Origin of the sequence: Herbaspirillum autotrophicum (assembly GCF_001189915.1) — a bacterium.
Taxonomy (GTDB): domain Bacteria; phylum Pseudomonadota; class Gammaproteobacteria; order Burkholderiales; family Burkholderiaceae_D; genus Herbaspirillum; species Herbaspirillum autotrophicum.
In genome coordinates this window covers 54,975-74,208 of record NZ_LFLS01000005.1, presented here as the reverse complement: position 1 = coordinate 74,208, position 19,234 = coordinate 54,975, and the positions used below count along the sequence as shown (strand labels likewise).

Sequence of the window (19,234 nt, the reverse complement as noted above, 5' to 3'; positions counted from 1 at the left end):
TATTCTCTGCAACTGCCGGAACCCTTTGCCGAACGGCGGCAATAGCGTGTCATCAACGAGGCCCATCAGATGAATTTCAGCATTGACTCAATGTCAGTGGATGTAAGCGATGAGGATATGCTGCTGTTTCAGCAGCTGTTCCAGCAATATATCGGGTTGCATCTGCCGCTGTCGAAAAAGGCATTGTTGTGCAGCCGCTTTTCGCGTCGTCTGGGCGAGCTGAATTTGTCGTGCCTGCGCGAATATTACAACCTGATCGCCTTGCCGCAGCAGCAAGAAGAGCGGCAACGCGCGATTGATCTGATCACCACCAACGAAACTTATTTTTTCCGTGAACGGCGCCATTTCGACGTACTGCGCGAGGAGATCCTGCCGCTCATCCCTGCCCGCCAGCTGATGCGGGTGTGGAGTGCCGCCAGTTCTACCGGTGAAGAAGCTTACTCGCTGGCGATGCTGCTCAATGATTGCCGCCCTGACGGACCATGGCGGATTTTTGCTTCGGATATCAGCCAGCGCGTGTTGACGTTTGCGCGGCGCGGGCTGTATCCGATGGTGCGTGGTCAAAACATACCGGATGCCTATCTGACCCGTTTTTGCCTGTGTGGCACCGGTGACTACGACGGTCACTTTCTGGTGAATCAGAAACTGCGCGCGCAGGTGCAATTCGACCAACGCAATTTGTTGCGATTGCCGGATGACATGGATGAACAGTTTGATGTCATTTTCTTGCGTAATGTGATTATTTATTTCGACTTTCAAACCAAGGTCGAAGTGATCCGTTCCGTGGCCAGGAAATTGAAGCCGGGAGGCTGGTTGATTGTGGGGCACTCGGAATCGTTGCACGGTATGCCGACCGGGTTGCAAATGCACACGCCCTCGATCTACAGGCGATTGCCATGAGTGAGCGCATTTTCATCAACCCCGGCGGCATTTATTTCGGACGCGGGGATCTGAATATCGAAACCTTGCTGGGTTCTTGTGTAGCGATTGTCTTTTGGCATCCGCAACAACGACTTGGCGGTCTGTGTCACTTCGTGTTGCCGGCCCGGTTACGGGCGCCGCTGGCGGGACAGCCGCCGCTGGACGGCCGCTACGGCGAAGAGGCGGTGCGTCAGATCTTGCGTGACATCAAACGTCACGGCACCGATGTGCGTGACTATACGGTGAAGGTGTTCGGCGGCGGCCGGGTGCTGGACTTGCCGGAGTCCGATGAGCGCGTGGGCCAGATCAACGCGCGCTTTGCGCTGGAAATATTGAAACGCCAGAATATCGAGGTGAAAGCAAGAGATATAGCGGGAGAGGGGTATCGTTATCTGCGGTTCGATCTCAGTACCGGCGACGTTTGGGTACGGCGCGGCCATGGGGTGATGAAGGAGACGCAGATCATGCATGATGCTGTCGCTACCAGGGACATCTTATGAGTACCAAGGTCATAATCGTGGATGATTCATCCGTCGTCAGGCAGGTCATGCAGGATTTGCTGGAGCCCTGCCCGGACATCGAGGTGATCGGGACTGCCCCCGATCCGATTTTCGCGATGCGCAAAATGCGCGCCAACTGGCCGGATGTGGTGGTGCTGGATATCGAGATGCCGCGCATGGATGGCATTACTTTTCTGAAACAGATCATGGCTATCCGGCCGACTCCGGTGGTGATCTGTTCGTCGCTGGCGGAAAGAAGTGCCGCTATCACCATGGAGGCGCTGGCGGCAGGCGCGGTCGGGGTGATCGCCAAACCGTCGCTGGGAATTCGTGATTTTTTGCTGGACAGCACTGCCGAGCTGATCGCGGCCATTCGTGTTGCAGCGCATGCAAGGCTGGAAAAGATGCCGCTCTCCGTGACACCGGACAATCGCCATGCAACCAAGCTGGCGGTGGCGCCGGCGATCAGTCCGCGCCTGAGCGCCGATGTCATTCTGGGAGCTGCCGTTCCGCTGCCGCGGATGTCACCGACAACCGCCCGGATCATTGCCATTGGCGCTTCAACCGGCGGGCCTCAGGCGCTGGAGCGGGTGTTGGCGAAGGTGGCCAGAAACTGTGCCGGCATCGTGATCGTGCAACATATGCCGGAGCTGTTCACCGGCAGTTTTGCCAAGCGTCTTAACACCTTGTCTACTATTGAAGTCAAGGAGGCCGAGCATCTGGATCTGGTGTTGCCGGGGCGGGCGTTAATCGCACGCGGCGGCGAGCATCTTGTGGTCAAGCGGGAAGGTCTACAGTACTATGTAGAAATAGTCAGTGGTCCGCTGGTCAATCGTCACAAGCCGTCGGTGGATGTCTTGTTCCGTTCGGTTGCAGTAGCGGCAGGGAAGAATGCAGTCGGCATCATCATGACGGGAATGGGGGATGATGGTGCACGTGGCATGAAAGAGCTTTTCGATTGCGGCGCAGCGACCTATGCACAAGATGAAAGCAGTTGCGTCGTGTTTGGCATGCCGAAGGAAGCGATATTGTTCGGCGGCGTCTGCGACGTTGTCTCCCTCGAAAACATCTCATCTGTTATAGATCGATATGGCTATTGAAAAGACACTTTATCAAATCGAGTCTTTGCTGGTCGTTGACGACAGTACCGTGCAACGCGAGCACACGGTAGGCTTGATGCGCGATATGGGCGTGGACCTGATTTACGAAGCCGGTAACGGGCATGAAGCACTGGAGTTGCTGGCCATGCTGAAGCTGCCGCCGAGCCTGGCCATCATCGATCTGGAAATGCCGGGCATGGATGGCGTCGAACTGATCCAGCAGTTGCAGCAGAGTCAGGCGACATTTCCGCTGATCGTTGCATCGAGCCGGGAAACCTCATTGCTGTCGTCGGTGGAAACCATGATTCAGGCGCTCGGCATGCGCGTTCTGGGCGCGCTGCAAAAACCGCTGAACCGGGAAAAAATCGTGGCGGCGATGAAGTCATTCGATGTCGCTGCTTCCACGCCGCAAAAAAACGACAGCCTGCCATCGATCTGCGAATCCGAACTGGCTGCTGCCATGCGCAACGGCGAACTGACGGCGTATTATCAGCCCAAGGTTGATATGCGTACCGGCATGCTCAAGGGCGTTGAAGCGCTGGCACGCTGGATTCATCCGACCATGGGTTTCATTCCACCGGATCGTTTCATCCCGCTGGCCGAGCAAGGCGGTCTGATTCATGAGCTGACCCTGAACATGCTGGCCAAGGCCATGGCGCAAGCGGCGCTGTGGAACGAGCGCGGTCTGCCGCTCAAGGTGGCGGTCAATCTGTCACCGTTATCGCTGGATATGCCGGACTTCGTGCAAAAGATGTCGGACCTGCTGGCGCAGCATGCCCTGCTGGCGGATCAGATCGTGCTGGAAATTACCGAGAGTTCGGTGGTGGCCAATCTCGGCAGTGCACTGGGTACGCTGGCGCGTCTGCGGCTCAAGGGTTTCGGCTTGTCGATTGACGATTACGGTACCGGCTTTTCATCGATGCAGCAGTTGGCGCGCATTCCCTTTACCGAATTGAAGATCGACCGTTCCTTTGTCCATGGCGCGCATCAGCGGCAGAATTTGCGCGTGATCCTGCAGTCGGCGCTGGATATGGCGCGCCGGCTCGAACTGGTGACCGTGGCGGAAGGTGTCGAGACCATGGAAGACTGGCGTTTGCTGCAAGAATCGGGATGTCTGCTGGGACAGGGATATCTGATCGCCAAGCCGATGGATGCCAAGGATTTTCCGATCTGGCTCAAAGGGCACCATCGCCGTCTGCCGGAATTGCGGATGCCGGTCAGCCACGATAAATAGCGCGATCCCGGCTCAGATTACTTTATCTATGCGCTGATCTGCCACTGCCGCCAGATAGTCACGCGCGGCAGCACCGCCGGGTATGGCAATGTCCGGCGCGATCTGCAGCAGCGGCAATAAAACGAATGCCCGTTGTGTCATGCGCGGATGTGGAATGTTCAGTACCGCGTCCGTGATCGATTGATCCCCATGCAGCAAGATATCCAGATCCAGCGTACGCGGCGCGTTACGATACGGACGCTGGCGTCCGTGCGCCAGTTCGATGGCTTGCAACGCCTCCAGCAAGGCATGTGGCGCCAGCATGGTGTCGACTGCGGCGACGGCGTTGATGTAGTCGTCACCACCGGCATCAACCGGCGCCGTGCGATACAAATCGGAGTGGACCCGCAGCCGGGTATCCGGCAAGCGGGCGATTTCCTGCAATGCTTCTTTCACGCTGCGTATTGCATCACCGAGATTGGCACCGATGCCAATATAGGCGATGACTGGCCGGGCTGTCATGATTCGGCGTCGGGCGCAGCGGCATCAGGTTTGCGGCGACCACCGCGGCGTTTGCGTTTTTTAGCCGGTGCAGCGGCGGAACTGCTCTCGGTCGGCTTGCGCGCCAGCAGCGCTTCACGTCCCGCGCCATCGGCTTGCATGAAGTCAGTCCACCATTGGCCGAGTTCGGCATCAATCTCGCCCGAAGCGCAACGCAGCAACAGGAAATCGTAACCGGCGCGCAGGCGCAAATGTTCCAGCAATTTGTAGGGCGCTTTGCCGACGCGGCGTTCGAAGCGTGGCTGCATGGCCCAGATATCGCGCATGTCGGAGGCGATCTTGCGTTGCAAGGCCAGTTTTTCGGTCTGGGCGTTGAGCACGTCATCCGCCGCCAGATGCAGCGCCGGGATCGGATACTCGCCGGCGGCCTGATAGGCATGCCATTTTTCCAGCACCTGATGCCACAGCAAGGACGCAAACAGGAACCCGGGCGAAACCGGTTTGCCTTGCTTGATGCGGGCATCGGTATTGGCCAGCGCCAGCGTGACGAATTTTTCGCCGAGCGGCTGCTCCAGCACCACATCCAGCAGTGGCAGCAAACCGTGATGCAAACCTTCTTTGCGCAATTGCTGCAAGCACGCCAGTGCGTGTCCACTCATCAGCAGCTTGAGCATTTCATCGAATACGCGGGCTGCCGGCACATTGTTGATGAGCGGCGCCATGACGGCAATCGGGGCGCTGGTGGCAGCGTCGATGGTAAATGACAGCTTGGCGGCAAAGCGCACCACGCGCAGCATGCGCACCGGATCTTCGCGATAGCGCGCCTCCGGCACGCCGATGATGCGCAGCGTCTTGGCACGAATGTCAGCGATGCCGCCGTGATAGTCGAGTACCGATTGCGTGGCCGGATCGTAGTACATGGCGTTGATGGTGAAGTCGCGCCGCACGGCGTCTTCGTGCTGTTCGCCGAAGGTATTGTCGCGCAGCACGCGGCCGTGTTCATCCTTGGGGGCACTGTCGGCAGAAGCGCCGCGGAAGGTGGTGACTTCGATCAGTTCCTGGCCGAACATGACATGCACGATCTGGAACCGGCGGCCGATGATGAAGGCGCGCCGGAACAATTGCTTGACCTGTTCCGGCGTGGCATTGGTGGCGACGTCAAAATCTTTGGGTTTGACTGCCAGTAACAGATCGCGCACGGCGCCGCCGACAATGAATGCCTTGAAGCCGGCTTCCTGCAGCGTCTGCGTCACCCGGATGGCATTGGGTGACACCAGTTGCGGATCGATGCCGTGCTGTTTGGGGCCCAGTACGGTCGGTTCGGTAGACGACGCGCTCTTTTTATTTTTGCCCAGAATGGAGCGGATCAGCTTTTTAATCATTGCGCGTGCGCGTCGAAGAGATTCAGAATCGGCCAGCCGTTGGCAATTGCATGTGCCTTCAGCCGCTCGTTGGGGTTGGTCGCGACCGGATGCGTCACGCAGGACAGCAGCGGAATATCGTTTTGTGAATCACTGTAAAAATAGCTGGCATCGAAGTCGTTGAGCGTTTTGCCGAGACCTGCCAGCCAGTCATTGGTATGTGTCACCTTGCCCGGACCATAGGTCGGCGAGTCCAGCAATTTGCCGGTGATGCGGCCATCGGCATCGACTTCGGGACGGGAGGCAATCAAATGCTCGACCTTGAACAACTCGGCAATCGGCGCCGTCACGAAACTGTTGGTGGCGGTCACGATGGCGACCAGATCGCCGGCATCCAGATGTTTCTGGACCACGGCCTGTGCGGCTGGCACCATCGACGGCCTGATGACTTCTGCCATGAATTGCGCATGCCAGTCATCGAGTTGTTGCCGTGGAAATTGGGCCATGGTGCCAAAGGCAAATTCCAGATACTTCACCGGATCCAGCGTGCCGGCCTGGTACTGGGCATACCATTCGTCATTGCTTTTCTGGAAGGCGACGGCATCGATGGCGCCGGTGCGGGCCAGAAACTCTCCCCACTCATGATCGGAGTCGAGTGGTATCAGGGTGTGGTCCAGATCAAATAGAGCAAGATTCATGGTATCGGGTCTTCAGCTTCCTGTTGTAATAACTCGCGCAGCAGCGGCAAGGTAATCGGACGTTTGGTTTCCAGCGAATAGCTGTCCAGTGCGTCCAGCATCTGTGACAGCGAACTCATGTCACGTCGGTAATGGGTCAGCAAATACGACAGCACGCCGGATGATACCGTGATGCCGCGCGCCTGTGCCGATTGCGTCAGTGCAGCGATTTTTTCATCGTCAGTCAATCCGTGCAACTGATAGATCAGACCCCAGCCGAGGCGGGTGCGCAAATCTTCGCGCAATTGCAATTGCGCCGGCGGCAACGAACCGGTGCTGACCAGATAGCCGCCGAGTTCGCGGATTTGGTTGAACAGGTTGAAGGCGGCAATTTGCGACGCCGGCGGCAATCGGTCACAGTCATCCAGCAGGTAACAGTTGACCTCCGGGCTGTAATCGAACGCCGTTTCAGCGGCCTCGGGAGTGATCAGGCGCACGCCTTCAGTGGCATTGGCGACCGCGTGCAACAGATGTGACTTGCCGGCGCCGGCGTTGGCCCAGACGTAAATGAAGCGGTCGCTGAGCGTATTTTGCGCGCGCTCGGAAGAGACGTCGCGCAAACGTTGCAGCAGTTCGAGATTTTGACCCGTGACGAAAGTATCAAAGGTCTGCGGGTTTTCCGCGCTGATGTCCAGCAGTAGTTGTCTCATGTCTGGGTATTGTAAAAACTGCTTGCCAGATAGTGACTGCGCAGATGACGTACCACGACTGAAATGATGGCGGAAGTCGGCAAGGCGATCAGCACGCCGACAAAACCGAACAATTGTCCGAAAGCCATCAAGGCAAAAATAACGACCAGCGGATGCAGGCCGATGCGTTCGCCAACCAGTCGCGGCGTAAGAATGAAGCTTTCCAGAACCTGGCCGATGCCATAAATCACGGCCACCGCAACCAGTCCGTAGAAACCGGAAAATTGCAGTATGGCTGCGATCAGCGCCAATACCAGGCCAAGGCCGAAGCCGACGTAGGGAATAAACACCAGCAAGCCGGTAATGATGCCCACCGGCAAGGCGATGTCGAATCCGGCAATTGCCAGCGCAACCGAATAATAAACCGCCAGGATCAGCATGACCAGCAATTGACCGCGCAGGTACTGCGCCAGCAAATCGTCGACTTCGGTCGCCATGCCCAGGGTTTTGTTGAGCCAGCCGCGCGGAATCATGTTTTCCAGGCGTTTGATGAAGGGATGCCAGTCTTGCAACAAATAAAACAACACCATCGGAATGAACAGCAGATTGGCCAGCCAGGTCAGCAAGACACCGCTGCCGGCTCTGGCCGAGGCCAGCACCGAGGCCCAGATCTCATCGCCGCTGGTCGCCAGTTGCTGGGTCAGCAGCTTTTTGAGGCCGACGCCATCGAGCCGTACATCAATGCCGAATTCTCGCAGACGCGGTGATACGAAGTGGTTGAGTTTGTCGAGAAAACTCGGAATCTGCTGCTGCAACAGCGGCAATTCCTTCATCAGGACCGGGACCACCACCAGAATCAGCGCCAGAATGACCAGAATAAACAACAGGATGACCAGCGTCACTGCCAGCAGGCGCGGGCAGGGAAACGGACCGATGCGACGCCGGGCCAGCCAGTCGACGCCCGGATTCAGGGCGTAAGCGAGGATGGCAGCCGTAATGAACGGTGTCAGCATGGGGCCAAGCAGTACCAGCAAGCCCAGCAGCAGAAGCCCTAAAGTGAGCCACAGCAAGCTCTGTTTTCGCTCATTCGATAAAGAAAATGGCATGTAATCGGGCTTTAGATGGATCGGTTTGATAAAATCACGGTTTGACGGAGCATTCTCGCTCCAGGTTAACTTCTCTATTTTACCGCCTCCAGTGCCAATATCATCATGACTTCATCATCCAATGTTTCCCTTTCCTACCGCGACGCCGGTGTCGATATTGATGCAGGAGACGCTTTAGTTGAAGCGATCAAGCCTTTTGCCAAGCGCACGACACGCGAAGGCGTGCTCGGCGGTATCGGTGGTTTCGGCGCCCTGTTCGAGATCAGCAAGAAGTTCAAGGAGCCGGTTCTGGTGTCCGGTACCGACGGCGTCGGCACCAAGCTGAAGCTGGCCTTCATGCTCAAACGGCATGACACCGTGGGCATCGATCTGGTCGCCATGAGCGTCAACGACATTCTGGTGCAAGGCGCAGAACCGCTGTTTTTCCTGGATTACTTCGCCTGCGGCAAGCTCGACGTCCCGAGCGCCACCGATGTCATCAAAGGCATCGCCAAGGGCTGCGAACAGGCCGGCTGTGCCCTGATCGGCGGCGAAACGGCCGAAATGCCGAGCATGTACCCGGACGGCGAGTACGATCTGGCCGGTTTTGCGGTCGGCGCCGTGGAGAAATCCAGGCTGATCGACGGCACCAAGATCATTCCGGGCGACGTCGTGCTGGGTCTGGCATCTTCGGGCGCGCATTCCAACGGTTACTCGCTGGTGCGCAAGATTCTGGAAGTCGCCAAGCCGGATCTGGATTCCGACTTCCACGGCCGCAAGCTGGCCGATGTCCTGATGGAGCCGACCCGCATCTACGTCAAGCCATTGCTGGCGCTGATGGCATCGATGGAAGTCAAGGGCCTGGTGCACATCACCGGCGGCGGTCTGGTGGAAAACGTGCCGCGCGTATTGCAAAAGCATCTGACGGCAGTGCTGGACAGCAAGGCATGGACCATGCCGCCACTGTTCACGTGGCTGCAACAGCATGGCGGCGTGGCAGATGCCGAAATGCACCGCGTATTCAACTGCGGTATCGGTATGACCGTGATCGTGTCGAAAGAAAATGCCGACGCGGCGATTGCACAGTTGCAAGCGGCCGGTGAGACGGTCAGCCGCATCGGTGAAATTCGTGCGCGCGCTGAAGGCGAAGCGCAAACCATCGTGGTCTGATCCCGACTGCACGCCGGCGCTGCCGGCAAGAAAAAACGGCTGCAAGATGATGATCTTGCAGCCGTTTTTTTATGGCCCGCAGCAACCGTCAATGCGGTTCAGCCGGCCTGTTTTTTGTCGCAATCCTGCTCTGCCAGTGTCTGCCGCGGTACCGGATGCTGTTCGCGTACCAGGCTGGCAGGTGGTGCTACACGGACCGGTTCGCTGTGGATGTCGCGCGTTGACAGCACATTGGCGGTGGTTTCCGGTGCCGCATCCCAGACCGGATCGTCAATCGTCTCGAACACCCGCTTGAGTTGTGCACCCCAGCTTGAGCGAATCATCTGGAAGTATTGATTGCTTTCATCGACCGTGACGAAGCGCGTCACCGCCAACTGATCTGTGTCATACAGCAGCAGATCGAGCGGCAGACCGACCGAAATGTTCGAGCGCAGCGTTGAATCCATCGAAATCAACGCGCACTTTGCCGCTTCATCCAGTGTCGAGTCCGGTGTCACCACGCGGTCGATGATGGGTTTGCCGTATTTGGCTTCGCCGATCTGAAAATAGGTGTTTTCATCGTGCGATTCGATAAAGTTGCCGGCCGAATACATCTGGAACAGACGACAGCGTTCGCCCTTGATCTGGCCGCCGAACAGAATGCTGACATTGAAGTCGATACCGAATTTCTTGAGTTCTTCGGCGTCGCGATCATGGACGCTGCGAATCGCATCGCCCAGAATCTGGGCTGCTTCATACATCGAGGTCGCGGTCCAGATGGTATGCCCGGCCGCATTGGTGCGCTCGGCCACGATCTGGCGTATCGATTGCGAAATGGAAAGATTGCCTGCCGTCATCAATACCATGACGCGTTCGCCGGGATTCTCGTAGACATTCATCTTGCGGAATGTGCCGACATGATCGACGCCCGCATTGGTGCGGGAATCGGATAAGAAGACCAGCCCTGAGTTCAGGCGCATGGCAACGCAGTAAGTCATGATGTAAAGAAAGGATGTAAAACCCGAATTTTACAGGAAGCCCCGCACGCTCTTGGCGCGGGCGGGGACAAAATGTCGCTGCACCGAGACATTTGCACCCGGTTTCAGATGAATCTGAATGCCGGGTGGCAATTTGTCGGGTTCCTAGGCCGCCAGCGGCACCAGGAAATCCTTGCTGATGCGGTTGCCGAGTTCAAAGATGCGCTCCAGAAAGACGGTCAGGTAATCATGCAGACCGGCTTCCAGCACTTCTTCGATGGAGCTGAACTTGAGGTCGGCGTGCAGTTTGCCGGCAAACCGTTCGGTATCGGATGACACATCGTTGTGCACGTTTTTCAGATTGCTCAGCACGTGACTCATGCAGGCCGCCAGCGAACGGGGCATATCGGCACGCAGGATCAGCAACTCGGCCACGCGTTCCGGGGTAATGACGTCGCGATACACCTTGCGGTAGATTTCGAAGCCGGAGACCGAACGCAGAATCGCAGCCCAGTAATAGAAATCAATCGGCGTGCTGCCATCCTTTGCCGTCAGGCTTTGGCTCTGACTTTGTCCGGACTGGCTTTGCTTGCTCTCCTTGGCGCCGTGAAACTTGACGTCAATGATGCGGGCGGTGTTGTCGGCGCGTTCCAGAAAGGTGCCGAGGCGAATGAAGTGGAAGGCTTCATCCTTGAGCATGGTGCCGATTGTCACGCCGCGCGACAGATGCGAGCGGTGCTTTACCCATTCGAAAAAATCACTGGGATTCTGTTCCAGGGCACTGGTTTGCAGATAGCCCTGCATCTTGATCCAGGTGGCGTTCTGGATTTCCCAGGCTTCGGTCGTCAGTGCGCCGCGTACGGCGCGTGCATTTTCGCGCGCCTGCTTCAGGCACGAGGCAATCGAGGATGGATTGCCGGGATCGCGCACCATGAAATCGATCACGTCTTTTTGTGTCAGTGCATCGTATTTCTGGTCGTAGCTATGCAGCAATTCGGAAATGCCGAGGACGGCGCGCCAGCCTTGTTCGGCATCTTCCACCGATTGCGGCAACAGTGAGGTCTGGACATTGACATCCAGCATGCGGGCAGTATTTTCGGCGCGCTCGGTGTAGCGGGCCATCCAGAACAGGTGATCAGCGGTGCGGCTCAACATGTCATTTCTCCAGAATCCAAGTGTCTTTGGTACCGCCGCCCTGCGACGAATTGACGACCAGCGAACCGTCTTTGAGGGCGACCCGGGTCAGGCCGCCTTTCACCATGGAGACAGTTTTTCCCGACAGCACGAATGGCCGCAGATCGAGATGGCGCGGTGCAATACCGGCATCGACATAGGTCGGACAGACTGACAATGCCAGCGTCGGTTGCGCGATATAGCCGTCCGGCTTGGCGAGGATACGCAGGCGGAAATCTTCGATTTCCTGTTTGGTGGATGCTGGTCCGACCAGCATGCCGTAGCCGCCGGCACCATGGACTTCCTTGACCACCAGTTTTTCCAGATTGGCCAGGGTATAGGACAAGTCGTCTTTCTTGCGACACTGATACGTTGGAACGTTGTTGAGGATGGGTTCTTCCGACAGATAGAAACGGATCATGTCGGGCACATACGGGTAAATCGATTTGTCGTCGGCGACGCCGGTGCCGATGGCATTGGCCAGCGTCACCTTGCCGGCGCGATAGGCGGACAGCAGACCGGGTACGCCGAGTGAAGAGTCGGGGCGGAATGCCAGCGGGTCCAGATAGTCGTCATCGATCCGGCGATAGATCACATCGACGCGCTTCGGTCCGCGCGTGGTACGCATGTAGACCGTGTTGTCCTTGACGAACAGATCCTGTCCTTCGACCAGCTCGACGCCCATTTGCTGCGCCAGGAATGCGTGTTCGAAGTAAGCCGAGTTATACATGCCGGGCGTCATCACCACCACGCTCGGATCGGTGACGCCGGTCGGCGCCACCGAGCGCAGATTGTCGAGCAGCATGTCGGGATAATGATCGACCGGCGCAATCTTGTGGCGGATAAACAATTCCGGAAACAGGCGCATCATCATCTTGCGGTTTTCCAGCATGTACGACACACCGGACGGCACCCGCAGATTATCTTCGAGCACGTAGAACTCGCCTTCACCGGCGCGCACGATATCGACACCGGCGATGTGCGCGTAGATGTCGGAAGCGACCGTGACGTCCTGCATTTCCGGTCGGTATTGTGCGTTCTGGAAAATCTGCTCGGCGGGAATGACGCCGGCCTTGATGATGTTCTTGGCGTGGTAGATGTCATGAATGAACATGTTCAGCGCCTTGACGCGCTGCACCAGACCAGCTTCGAGCCTGGCCCATTCCGCGGCATGGATGATGCGCGGAATGATGTCGAACGGAATCAGTCTTTCGGTGCCGGCATCGTTGCCGTAGACGGCGAACGTGATACCTACCCGGCGGAATATCAGATCCGATTCGGCGCGTTTGCGGGAGATGGTTTCTGCAGTCTGCGCCGACAGCCACGCTGCAAATTCATCATAGTGTTTACGTACCGAGGATGAACCGTCGGAATACATTTCATCGAAAAAATTTGCCATAAGTTTGTTTGGTTCTCTATCACTTGTACGGTAGATTTTTTGATGATCTAACGAATTGATATTTGCTCAAAAACATTCACGTAAAGGCATCATCACCGCTGGTACATCTGATGACAGACTATCATGGCATCTCTGTTTTTGGACAGCGAAAAATGCACCATATCCGGGCTGCGGAGCGCGGTGTTGAATGCCGTACATCAATTATTTACTTCGTTGCATTGCTGTGTTATTCGTCTCAGCTCCAGGGCGTTGGGGGCGGCACCGGACACGGCGCCGGCATATCGATGGTGGTGAAATCGGCGGGGCCGACAATTTCCAGATATTCCATATCGGGGGAATAGTCGAACAGAAAATGCACGATGCCGGGGCGCTGATGCACGCAATCGCCGGTTTTCACCAGCGTCACCTGATCCTCATACATGAAGCGGGCCCAGCCTTTGAGCATGATGACGATGTGAAATTCGGCTTCATGCCGGTGCCAGCCGGTGCCGGTTTCCGGTGCCATGTTGGCCTTCACCAGCTGAGCGATGACCTTGCCGCCGGTGGCGGCGGCAATGCCGAGGTCGCGATACAGGAAAAAGTCGCGCAATCCTCCCGAGACGAACTCGGTATCGGTTGTGCCGACATGAGAAAAAACATTGCCAGTCGGGTATGTTTCGGCTGTCGTACTCATCACATCCACCCTTTCTGCGGTATGTCCCGCATTGCTCAAGAAATCAAAGAATCCACTGTCTTTCTGTCATCGCTGGTTACCATGCGCCGGGCCGATTGCAAGGGAATCAGAACTCGACATCCAGTTCATTGATATCGTCCGGTTCCTTCTTCGCCGCCTTGATCCATTCCTGCATTTCCGGCAGCGCCATGATGCGTTTGCAATAGGCGCTGCAGATCGGATCGAGTTTGACGTCATAGGTCATGAAGCGCGTGACGACCGGCGCGTACATGGCATCGGCAACGCTGCGTTCGCCGAACAGGAACGGACCGCCATAGGTCGCCAGGCATTCTTTCCAGATGGTGGTGATGCGCTGGATGTCGGCTTCCGCCCGCGACCACACCTTGAACTTGGGGAAGTGCGCTTTCAGGTTCATCGGCAGCGCGGAACGCAAGGCGCTGAAACCGGAATGCATTTCGCCGCAGATGGCGCGGCAGTGCGCACGCGCCGACTGGTTTTCCGGCAGCAGTTTGGCCAGCGGCCGGATTTCATTGAGATATTCGGCGATGGCCAGGGTGTCCCATACCAGCGTTTCGCCATGGCGCAGACTGGGAACCAGAATGGACGAAGACAGCAACAGAATTTCGGCGCGCGCATCAGGATCGTCGGGGGAAACGATTTCTTCCTGAAACGGCAGGCCGGCAAATTTTGTCAGCAGCCATCCGCGCAAGGACCATGATGAATAGTTTTTGCTGGTGATTCGCAAAGTCGTTTTAGGCATGTCAGTCCTTTATGGTTGGAAAGTGACTTTGAGCGCGTCAACGCGTGTCGTCGCATGCATCGGCAGTCCGCTGTTTCATTGCGGATTGGCAATGCTGGTGTCGCCCTGGTGTGCTTGCAAAGGTTGTGCCAGCCACACCTCGCAGATAATTGATGACGGGCAATTGCCTCTGTGCGTGGCATGCATATTGCATCGAACGGGGTACTGGTTTGAACTCAAGGGGCGTGCGTGCAGTCGCGCCAAGCGGTGGATTGAGTTCTGTTGAGCAGTTTTCTTCGGGGATAGGCTGTTCCATGAAAAATATTTACCAGGCTTACGAGCAATATTCGGACGCAACCGACCCATGGCGCACCATGGCCAAAGCGATGGTGCCGCTGTTTGCCAGCAATTGGCCGGAGGGGACTGCCAATCCGTTTTTGCGCCGGCTGGCAGCCGGTTACGAAGTGTTTTCCCGGACTCAGCTGACCCATACCCGACCCGAATTCAAGATCGACCACGTGCAAGATGGCGCGCACACGACGGCAGTGCAGGAAGATGTTGTCGACCGCACACCGTTTTGTTCATTGTTGCGATTCCGCAAACAGGGAGCGACCGATCAGCCACGGGTATTGCTGGTAGCACCGATGTCCGGTCACTTCGCTACCTTGCTGCGCGGTACTGTCAAAACGCTGCTGCGCGATCACGATGTCTACGTTACCGACTGGCATAACGCGCGCGATATCCCCTTGGCAGACGGTCGCTTTGGGCTGGATGAGTATGTCGGTCATGTGGTGCGGTTTTTGCAGAAAATCGGACCCGGCGCGCATATCGTGGCGGTATGTCAGCCCACGGTGGCGGCGCTGACGGCAGTGGCGGTGATGGCCGCTGAGGACGATCCGGCACAGCCGGCCAGTATGACCCTGATGGCCGGGCCGATCGATACCCGCATCAATCCCACTGCGGTCAATGAACTGGCCAAAAGCAAACCGATCGAATGGTTCGAAAGCAATCTGGTCGGCGTGGTGCCGGCGCGCCACGCGGGCAGCGGCCGTCATGTTTACCCGGGTTTCATGCAGTTAACGGCGTTCATGAATATGAATCTGCAACGCCATGTCGATGCATTTCGGAATCTGTATTGCTATCTGGCGGAGGGCGAGATAGAAAAAGCGGAAGCAATCAAGACTTTTTACGAAGAATATTTCGCCATGTCGGATTTGCCGGCAGAGTTCTATCTGGAAACGGTGCGCGTGGTTTTCCAGGAGCACGCCTTGCCGCTGGGATTGTTGCAATTCCGCGGACGTCCGGTTGATCTCACTGCGATCCGGCGTACCGCCCTGTTTACCGTGGAAGGAGAGAAGGATGATATTTGTGCCGTAGGGCAAACAGTGGCTGCACAAGAACTGTGCAGCACCATCTGGCCGTACATGCGTTTGCACCATGTGCAGACGGCGGTGGGCCATTATGGTGTGTTCAACGGACGTCGCTGGGAAAACGAAATCTATCCACGCCTCAGAGATTTCATTAATATGCACCAGAGATGATCATTGATTCGCAGCGTGCCACCGCCTCAGGTGGCAGTGCTTGCGGTGGCAGCAATCTTGCCGGATCTCGCAGGCTGGCTGCGTTATCCATTTAACCTGTTTGCAGCAAAGGATCTTCATGTCAATTCATGTGGCGCTGAACCATGTCACGTCGTACCGCTATGATCGTCCAATCAATATCGGGCCGCAAATCATTCGCCTGCGTCCCGCACCGCATTGCCGGACCCGGATTCTGAGTTACTCGCTGCGGGTGTTGCCGCAGCCCCACTTCATCAATTGGCAGCAAGATCCCGAAGCCAACTACATGGCCCGTCTGGTGTTTCCCGAAAAGACGCGGGAATTCCGGATCGAGGTCGATCTGGTCGCCGAGATGTCGGTGATCAATCCTTTCGATTTTTTCCTTGAACCGTATGCGGAACAGATTCCGTTCGAATATGCCGATGAATTGCATAACGAACTGGCGCCGTATCGCAAGACCTTGCCGCTGACGCCGCTGTTCAGGAAGTTTCTGGAAAACGTCCCCAACGAAAAAACCGGCAGCGCCAATTTCCTGGTGGCATTGAACCAGCAACTGGCCGATCACATCGATTACACGATTCGCATGGAGCCCGGTGTACAAACACCGGAACAGACGCTGCAACTGGGTTCCGGTTCATGTCGCGACTCGTCCTGGCTGCTGGTGCAACTGCTGCGCCATCTGGGATTGGCGGCGCGCTTCGTGTCGGGTTATCTGATTCAACTGACGGCTGACCAAAAATCACTCGATGGTCCTTCCGGACCGGAAGCTGATTTCACCGATCTGCATGCCTGGTGCGAAGTGTATTTGCCCGGCGCCGGCTGGGTCGGACTGGATCCGACCTCGGGCTTGTTTGCCGGCGAAGGCCATATTCCCTTGTCGTGCACGCCGGAACCGGCATCGGCGGCGCCGGTCAGCGGCATGGTCGATCCGTGCGAAGTCGAGTTCGAGCATCTGATGAGCGTGCAGCGCATCTGGGAAGCGCCACGCGTGACCAAGCCGTACAGCGAAGAACAATGGCGCGCGATTGAAACGCTGGGACACGACATCGATGCCGCATTGAAAGCACAAGATGTGCGCCTGACGATGGGGGGCGAACCGACCTTTGTCGCGCTCGATCATCCGGATGAGCCAGAGTGGAATACCGCGGCGCTCGGCGACACCAAAAAGCCGCTGGCGGCTGAACTGTATCACCGCATGCGGCAAAAATATGCGGTCAAGGGCTTGCCACATTTCGGTCAGGGAAAATGGTATCCCGGCGAGCAATTGCCGCGCTGGTCGCTCAACTGCTACTGGCGTGTGGATGGTGAACCGATCTGGCTCAATCCGGAATTGATTGCCGATGAACTGGTGCCCGGCGCGGCCGGCACAGACATCACCAGTCGTTTTCTGGAAGGCGTGGCCGAACGTTTGCGTCTCAATGGCAAGCATGTGTTCGCCGCTTATGAAGACGTGTTCTATTACCTGTGGCGCGAGCGGCGTCTGCCGGGCAATGTCGATCCTTTCGATTCGCGTCTCGACGACAAGCAGGAGCGCGCGCGTCTGTTGCGGGTATTCAGTCAGGGGCTGGAAAAAACCGCCGGCCATGTATTGCCGCTGGCACGTCGCGCAGACGACCGGGGCTGGCAAAGCGGTGACTGGTTTTTGCGCGATGAACGTTGCTACCTCTACCCCGGCGATTCGCCGCTCGGTTATCGTTTGCCGCTCGATTCGCAGCCGTGGGTCAGCAAGTCGGATTATCCGTTTGTGTATGCGGCCGACCCGTCACAACAGTTTCCGGCTTTGCCGGCGGCTACCGAAATCCGCCAGCAGTTTGCCGGCCGTTCGACGATTGGCACGCCGGCGGCGTTGTTACGGGTACCGCCATCCACCGCGCACAGCACAGTCAGCAAACCTGTCGCTGGCAGCGCTTCGGTGACTGCTGCTGCGCTGAAGTCGGATATCGCGCCGGCAGCGGCGCCGGCGTCATTCAAGTCGGCGGCTGACGTGACCCGTACTGCCTTGTGCGCCGAAATTCGCAATGGCGTGTTGTACCTGTTCATGCCGCCGCTGGAAAAGCTGGAAAACTATCTCGAACTGGTGGCGGCGATTGAAGCCACCGCCGAGGCGATGCAACGGCCGGTACTGCTGGAAGGCTATGAGCCGCCACATGATCCGCGTGTGCGCAAGTTCAGCGTCACGCCCGATCCCGGCGTGATCGAAGTCAATATTCAGCCGGCCGCCAACTGGGCCGATCTGGTCGAGCAAACCACGCATCTGTACGAAGCTGCGCGGGCGTCACGTCTGACCACCGAAAAGTTCATGCTCGATGGTCATCATTCCGGCACCGGCGGCGGCAATCATATGGTGATGGGCGGCGCGACTACTGCCGATTCGCCATTCCTGCGCCGGCCCGATCTGTTGCGCAGCCTGATCAGTTATTGGAATAATCATCCGGCGCTGTCTTATCTGTTTTCCGGCATGTTTATCGGACCGACGTCGCAAGCGCCGCGCATTGATGAAGCACGCAATGATTCGGTGGCGGAAGTCGAACTGGCATTCGTTGAAATGGAAAAGCAGATGGCGGCCGGCGGTTGTGCGCCGTGGCTGGTGGACCGGCTGTTGCGCAATTTGCTGATTGACGTCACCGGCAATACGCACCGCGCAGAATTCTGCATCGACAAATTGTATTCGCCCGACAGCGCTACCGGCCGTCTCGGACTGCTGGAATTGCGGGCCTTTGAAATGCCGCCGCATGCGCGCATGAGCCTGACCCAGCAATTGCTGTTGCGGGCATTGGTCGCGCGTTTCTGGAAAACGCCGTATAAGCCGTCGCGACTGGTGCGCTGGGGCACGGAATTGCATGACCGGTTTTTGCTGCCGCATTTCATCTGGCAGGATTTCACCGATGTCATTGAAGACATGCAGCAAGCCGGTTACGCCATGCAGGCTGAATGGTTTGCGCCGCATTTCGAATTCCGCTTTCCCAAGATCGGCGATTACGCGGTCAATGGCATTGCGCTGGAATTGCGCACCGCGCTGGAGCCGTGGCACGTGCTGGGCGAAGAGGGCTCTTCCGGCGGCACTGCGCGTTATGTCGATTCGTCGCTGGAACGCTTGCAGGTCAAAGTCAGCGGTATGGCCAAGGATCGTTATGTGCTGACCTGCAATGGCGTTGCCGTGCCATTGCAACCGACCGGCACCGTCGGCGAATTTGTCACCGGAGTTCGCTACCGCGCCTGGCAACCGCCATCGGCGCTGCATCCGACCATCGGCATCGATTCGCCGCTGACCTTCGATCTGGTGGATACCTGGAATGGCCGCAGTCTGGGCGGTTGCCAGTATCACGTGGTGCATCCGGGCGGACGCAGTTATGAAACCTTCCCGGTCAATGCCTTTGAAGCGGAAAGCCGCAGACTGGCGCGCTATTTCCGCCTCAATCACACGCCCGGACGAATGCAGGTTACTGCAATGCGGCCCTCAATTGAGTTCCCTTTTACGTTAGACTTGAGACACTTTTAACTTGGGGATTTGCTTGCCG

17 protein-coding genes are annotated in these 19,234 nt (G+C 57.4%); 7 read left to right on the top strand and 10 right to left on the bottom strand.

Translation table 11 applies throughout. The annotated features are described in order from the left end of the window. Window positions 1-90 precede the first annotated feature (90 nt). From AKL27_RS05575 to AKL27_RS05560, 4 genes are read left to right on the top strand one after another with little or no spacing between them, the layout of a single operon-like run. On the top strand, window positions 91-900 hold the full coding sequence (locus AKL27_RS05575; RefSeq protein WP_232310907.1) for a CheR family methyltransferase: 810 nt from the start codon (window positions 91-93) through the stop codon (window positions 898-900). Then, window positions 897-1,421 carry a chemotaxis protein CheD gene (locus AKL27_RS05570; protein ID WP_050461807.1) on the top strand — a complete coding sequence of 175 codons (525 nt, stop codon included), beginning with the start codon at window positions 897-899 and terminating at the stop codon, window positions 1,419-1,421. The genes AKL27_RS05575 and AKL27_RS05570 overlap by 4 nt, the downstream gene beginning before the upstream one ends. Further along, window positions 1,418-2,521: a protein-glutamate methylesterase/protein-glutamine glutaminase gene (locus AKL27_RS05565; RefSeq protein WP_050461806.1), complete on the top strand. Its 1,104-nt coding sequence runs from the start codon at window positions 1,418-1,420 to the stop codon at window positions 2,519-2,521. The genes AKL27_RS05570 and AKL27_RS05565 overlap by 4 nt, the downstream gene beginning before the upstream one ends. Next, window positions 2,511-3,755, top strand: coding sequence for an EAL domain-containing response regulator (locus AKL27_RS05560; RefSeq protein ID WP_050461805.1), 1,245 nt, complete (start codon window positions 2,511-2,513; stop codon window positions 3,753-3,755). The genes AKL27_RS05565 and AKL27_RS05560 overlap by 11 nt, the downstream gene beginning before the upstream one ends. Window positions 3,756-3,767: 12 nt before the next feature. On the opposite strand, the gene folK is transcribed toward AKL27_RS05560, so the two are convergent. From folK to AKL27_RS05535, 5 genes are read right to left on the bottom strand one after another with little or no spacing between them, the layout of a single operon-like run. Then, the gene (folK, locus tag AKL27_RS05555; protein WP_050461804.1) at window positions 3,768-4,256 is read right to left on the bottom strand and encodes a 2-amino-4-hydroxy-6-hydroxymethyldihydropteridine diphosphokinase; all 489 of its coding nucleotides are present in this window, start codon (window positions 4,254-4,256) and stop codon (window positions 3,768-3,770) included. Next, window positions 4,253-5,617, bottom strand: a complete 1,365-nt coding sequence (gene pcnB / locus AKL27_RS05550; protein WP_050461803.1) for a polynucleotide adenylyltransferase PcnB — start codon at window positions 5,615-5,617, stop codon at window positions 4,253-4,255. The genes folK and pcnB overlap by 4 nt, the downstream gene beginning before the upstream one ends. After that, window positions 5,614-6,294 carry a histidinol-phosphatase gene (locus AKL27_RS05545; protein WP_050461802.1) on the bottom strand — a complete coding sequence of 227 codons (681 nt, stop codon included), beginning with the start codon at window positions 6,292-6,294 and terminating at the stop codon, window positions 5,614-5,616. Before AKL27_RS05545 ends, pcnB begins: the two co-directional genes overlap by 4 nt. Next, the gene (gene hda / locus AKL27_RS05540; RefSeq protein WP_050461801.1) at window positions 6,291-6,983 is read right to left on the bottom strand and encodes a DnaA regulatory inactivator Hda; all 693 of its coding nucleotides are present in this window, start codon (window positions 6,981-6,983) and stop codon (window positions 6,291-6,293) included. The genes AKL27_RS05545 and hda overlap by 4 nt, the downstream gene beginning before the upstream one ends. Beyond that, complete coding sequence (locus tag AKL27_RS05535; RefSeq protein WP_050461800.1) at window positions 6,980-8,068, bottom strand: AI-2E family transporter; 1,089 nt, start codon at window positions 8,066-8,068, stop codon at window positions 6,980-6,982. Before AKL27_RS05535 ends, hda begins: the two co-directional genes overlap by 4 nt. Before the next feature lie 105 nt (window positions 8,069-8,173). On the opposite strand from AKL27_RS05535, the gene purM reads away from it, so the two are divergent. Beyond that, window positions 8,174-9,217: a phosphoribosylformylglycinamidine cyclo-ligase gene (purM, locus tag AKL27_RS05530; protein WP_050461799.1), complete on the top strand. Its 1,044-nt coding sequence runs from the start codon at window positions 8,174-8,176 to the stop codon at window positions 9,215-9,217. 98 nt (window positions 9,218-9,315) lie between these two features. Here purM and AKL27_RS05525 read toward each other — a convergent pair whose 3' ends face one another. The 5 genes from AKL27_RS05525 to AKL27_RS05505 all read right to left on the bottom strand — a co-directional run bounded on the left by AKL27_RS05525 (window position 9,316) and on the right by AKL27_RS05505 (window position 14,178). Continuing rightward, window positions 9,316-10,194, bottom strand: coding sequence for a peptidase (locus AKL27_RS05525; RefSeq protein ID WP_050461798.1), 879 nt, complete (start codon window positions 10,192-10,194; stop codon window positions 9,316-9,318). A gap of 144 nt (window positions 10,195-10,338) precedes the next feature. Next, window positions 10,339-11,328 (bottom strand): alpha-E domain-containing protein, encoded by a 990-nt coding sequence (locus tag AKL27_RS05520; protein ID WP_050461797.1) that lies wholly within the window; start codon window positions 11,326-11,328, stop codon window positions 10,339-10,341. 1 nt (window position 11,329) lies between these two features. After that, window positions 11,330-12,745 (bottom strand): circularly permuted type 2 ATP-grasp protein, encoded by a 1,416-nt coding sequence (locus AKL27_RS05515; protein ID WP_050461796.1) that lies wholly within the window; start codon window positions 12,743-12,745, stop codon window positions 11,330-11,332. A gap of 235 nt (window positions 12,746-12,980) precedes the next feature. Next, entirely contained in the window at window positions 12,981-13,418 is a 438-nt protein-coding gene (locus tag AKL27_RS05510; protein ID WP_050461795.1) for a cupin domain-containing protein, read from the bottom strand. Between the two features lie 106 nt (window positions 13,419-13,524). Then, window positions 13,525-14,178 (bottom strand): glutathione S-transferase family protein, encoded by a 654-nt coding sequence (locus tag AKL27_RS05505; protein WP_050461794.1) that lies wholly within the window; start codon window positions 14,176-14,178, stop codon window positions 13,525-13,527. Between the two features lie 293 nt (window positions 14,179-14,471). Between AKL27_RS05505 and AKL27_RS05500 the strand changes: the two genes are divergently transcribed. Both AKL27_RS05500 and AKL27_RS05495 read left to right on the top strand, forming a co-directional pair. Further along, window positions 14,472-15,698, top strand: a complete 1,227-nt coding sequence (locus tag AKL27_RS05500; protein ID WP_050461793.1) for a polyhydroxyalkanoate depolymerase — start codon at window positions 14,472-14,474, stop codon at window positions 15,696-15,698. A gap of 118 nt (window positions 15,699-15,816) precedes the next feature. Continuing rightward, window positions 15,817-19,215 carry a transglutaminase family protein gene (locus AKL27_RS05495; RefSeq protein WP_050461792.1) on the top strand — a complete coding sequence of 1,133 codons (3,399 nt, stop codon included), beginning with the start codon at window positions 15,817-15,819 and terminating at the stop codon, window positions 19,213-19,215. The last annotated feature ends 19 nt before the right edge of the window (window positions 19,216-19,234 follow it).

Coding starts and splice junctions, on each gene's coding strand:
- AKL27_RS05575 (WP_232310907.1), top strand. CDS start 91: ATGTCAGTGGATGTAAGCGATGAGGATATGCTGCTGTTTCAGCAGCTG.
- AKL27_RS05570 (WP_050461807.1), top strand. CDS start 897: ATGAGTGAGCGCATTTTCATCAACCCCGGCGGCATTTATTTCGGACGC.
- AKL27_RS05565 (WP_050461806.1), top strand. CDS start 1,418: ATGAGTACCAAGGTCATAATCGTGGATGATTCATCCGTCGTCAGGCAG.
- AKL27_RS05560 (WP_050461805.1), top strand. CDS start 2,511: ATGGCTATTGAAAAGACACTTTATCAAATCGAGTCTTTGCTGGTCGTT.
- folK (WP_050461804.1), bottom strand. CDS start 4,256: ATGACAGCCCGGCCAGTCATCGCCTATATTGGCATCGGTGCCAATCTC.
- pcnB (WP_050461803.1), bottom strand. CDS start 5,617: ATGATTAAAAAGCTGATCCGCTCCATTCTGGGCAAAAATAAAAAGAGC.
- AKL27_RS05545 (WP_050461802.1), bottom strand. CDS start 6,294: ATGAATCTTGCTCTATTTGATCTGGACCACACCCTGATACCACTCGAC.
- hda (WP_050461801.1), bottom strand. CDS start 6,983: ATGAGACAACTACTGCTGGACATCAGCGCGGAAAACCCGCAGACCTTT.
- AKL27_RS05535 (WP_050461800.1), bottom strand. CDS start 8,068: ATGCCATTTTCTTTATCGAATGAGCGAAAACAGAGCTTGCTGTGGCTC.
- purM (WP_050461799.1), top strand. CDS start 8,174: ATGACTTCATCATCCAATGTTTCCCTTTCCTACCGCGACGCCGGTGTC.
- AKL27_RS05525 (WP_050461798.1), bottom strand. CDS start 10,194: ATGACTTACTGCGTTGCCATGCGCCTGAACTCAGGGCTGGTCTTCTTA.
- AKL27_RS05520 (WP_050461797.1), bottom strand. CDS start 11,328: ATGTTGAGCCGCACCGCTGATCACCTGTTCTGGATGGCCCGCTACACC.
- AKL27_RS05515 (WP_050461796.1), bottom strand. CDS start 12,745: ATGGCAAATTTTTTCGATGAAATGTATTCCGACGGTTCATCCTCGGTA.
- AKL27_RS05510 (WP_050461795.1), bottom strand. CDS start 13,418: ATGAGTACGACAGCCGAAACATACCCGACTGGCAATGTTTTTTCTCAT.
- AKL27_RS05505 (WP_050461794.1), bottom strand. CDS start 14,178: ATGCCTAAAACGACTTTGCGAATCACCAGCAAAAACTATTCATCATGG.
- AKL27_RS05500 (WP_050461793.1), top strand. CDS start 14,472: ATGAAAAATATTTACCAGGCTTACGAGCAATATTCGGACGCAACCGAC.
- AKL27_RS05495 (WP_050461792.1), top strand. CDS start 15,817: ATGTCAATTCATGTGGCGCTGAACCATGTCACGTCGTACCGCTATGAT.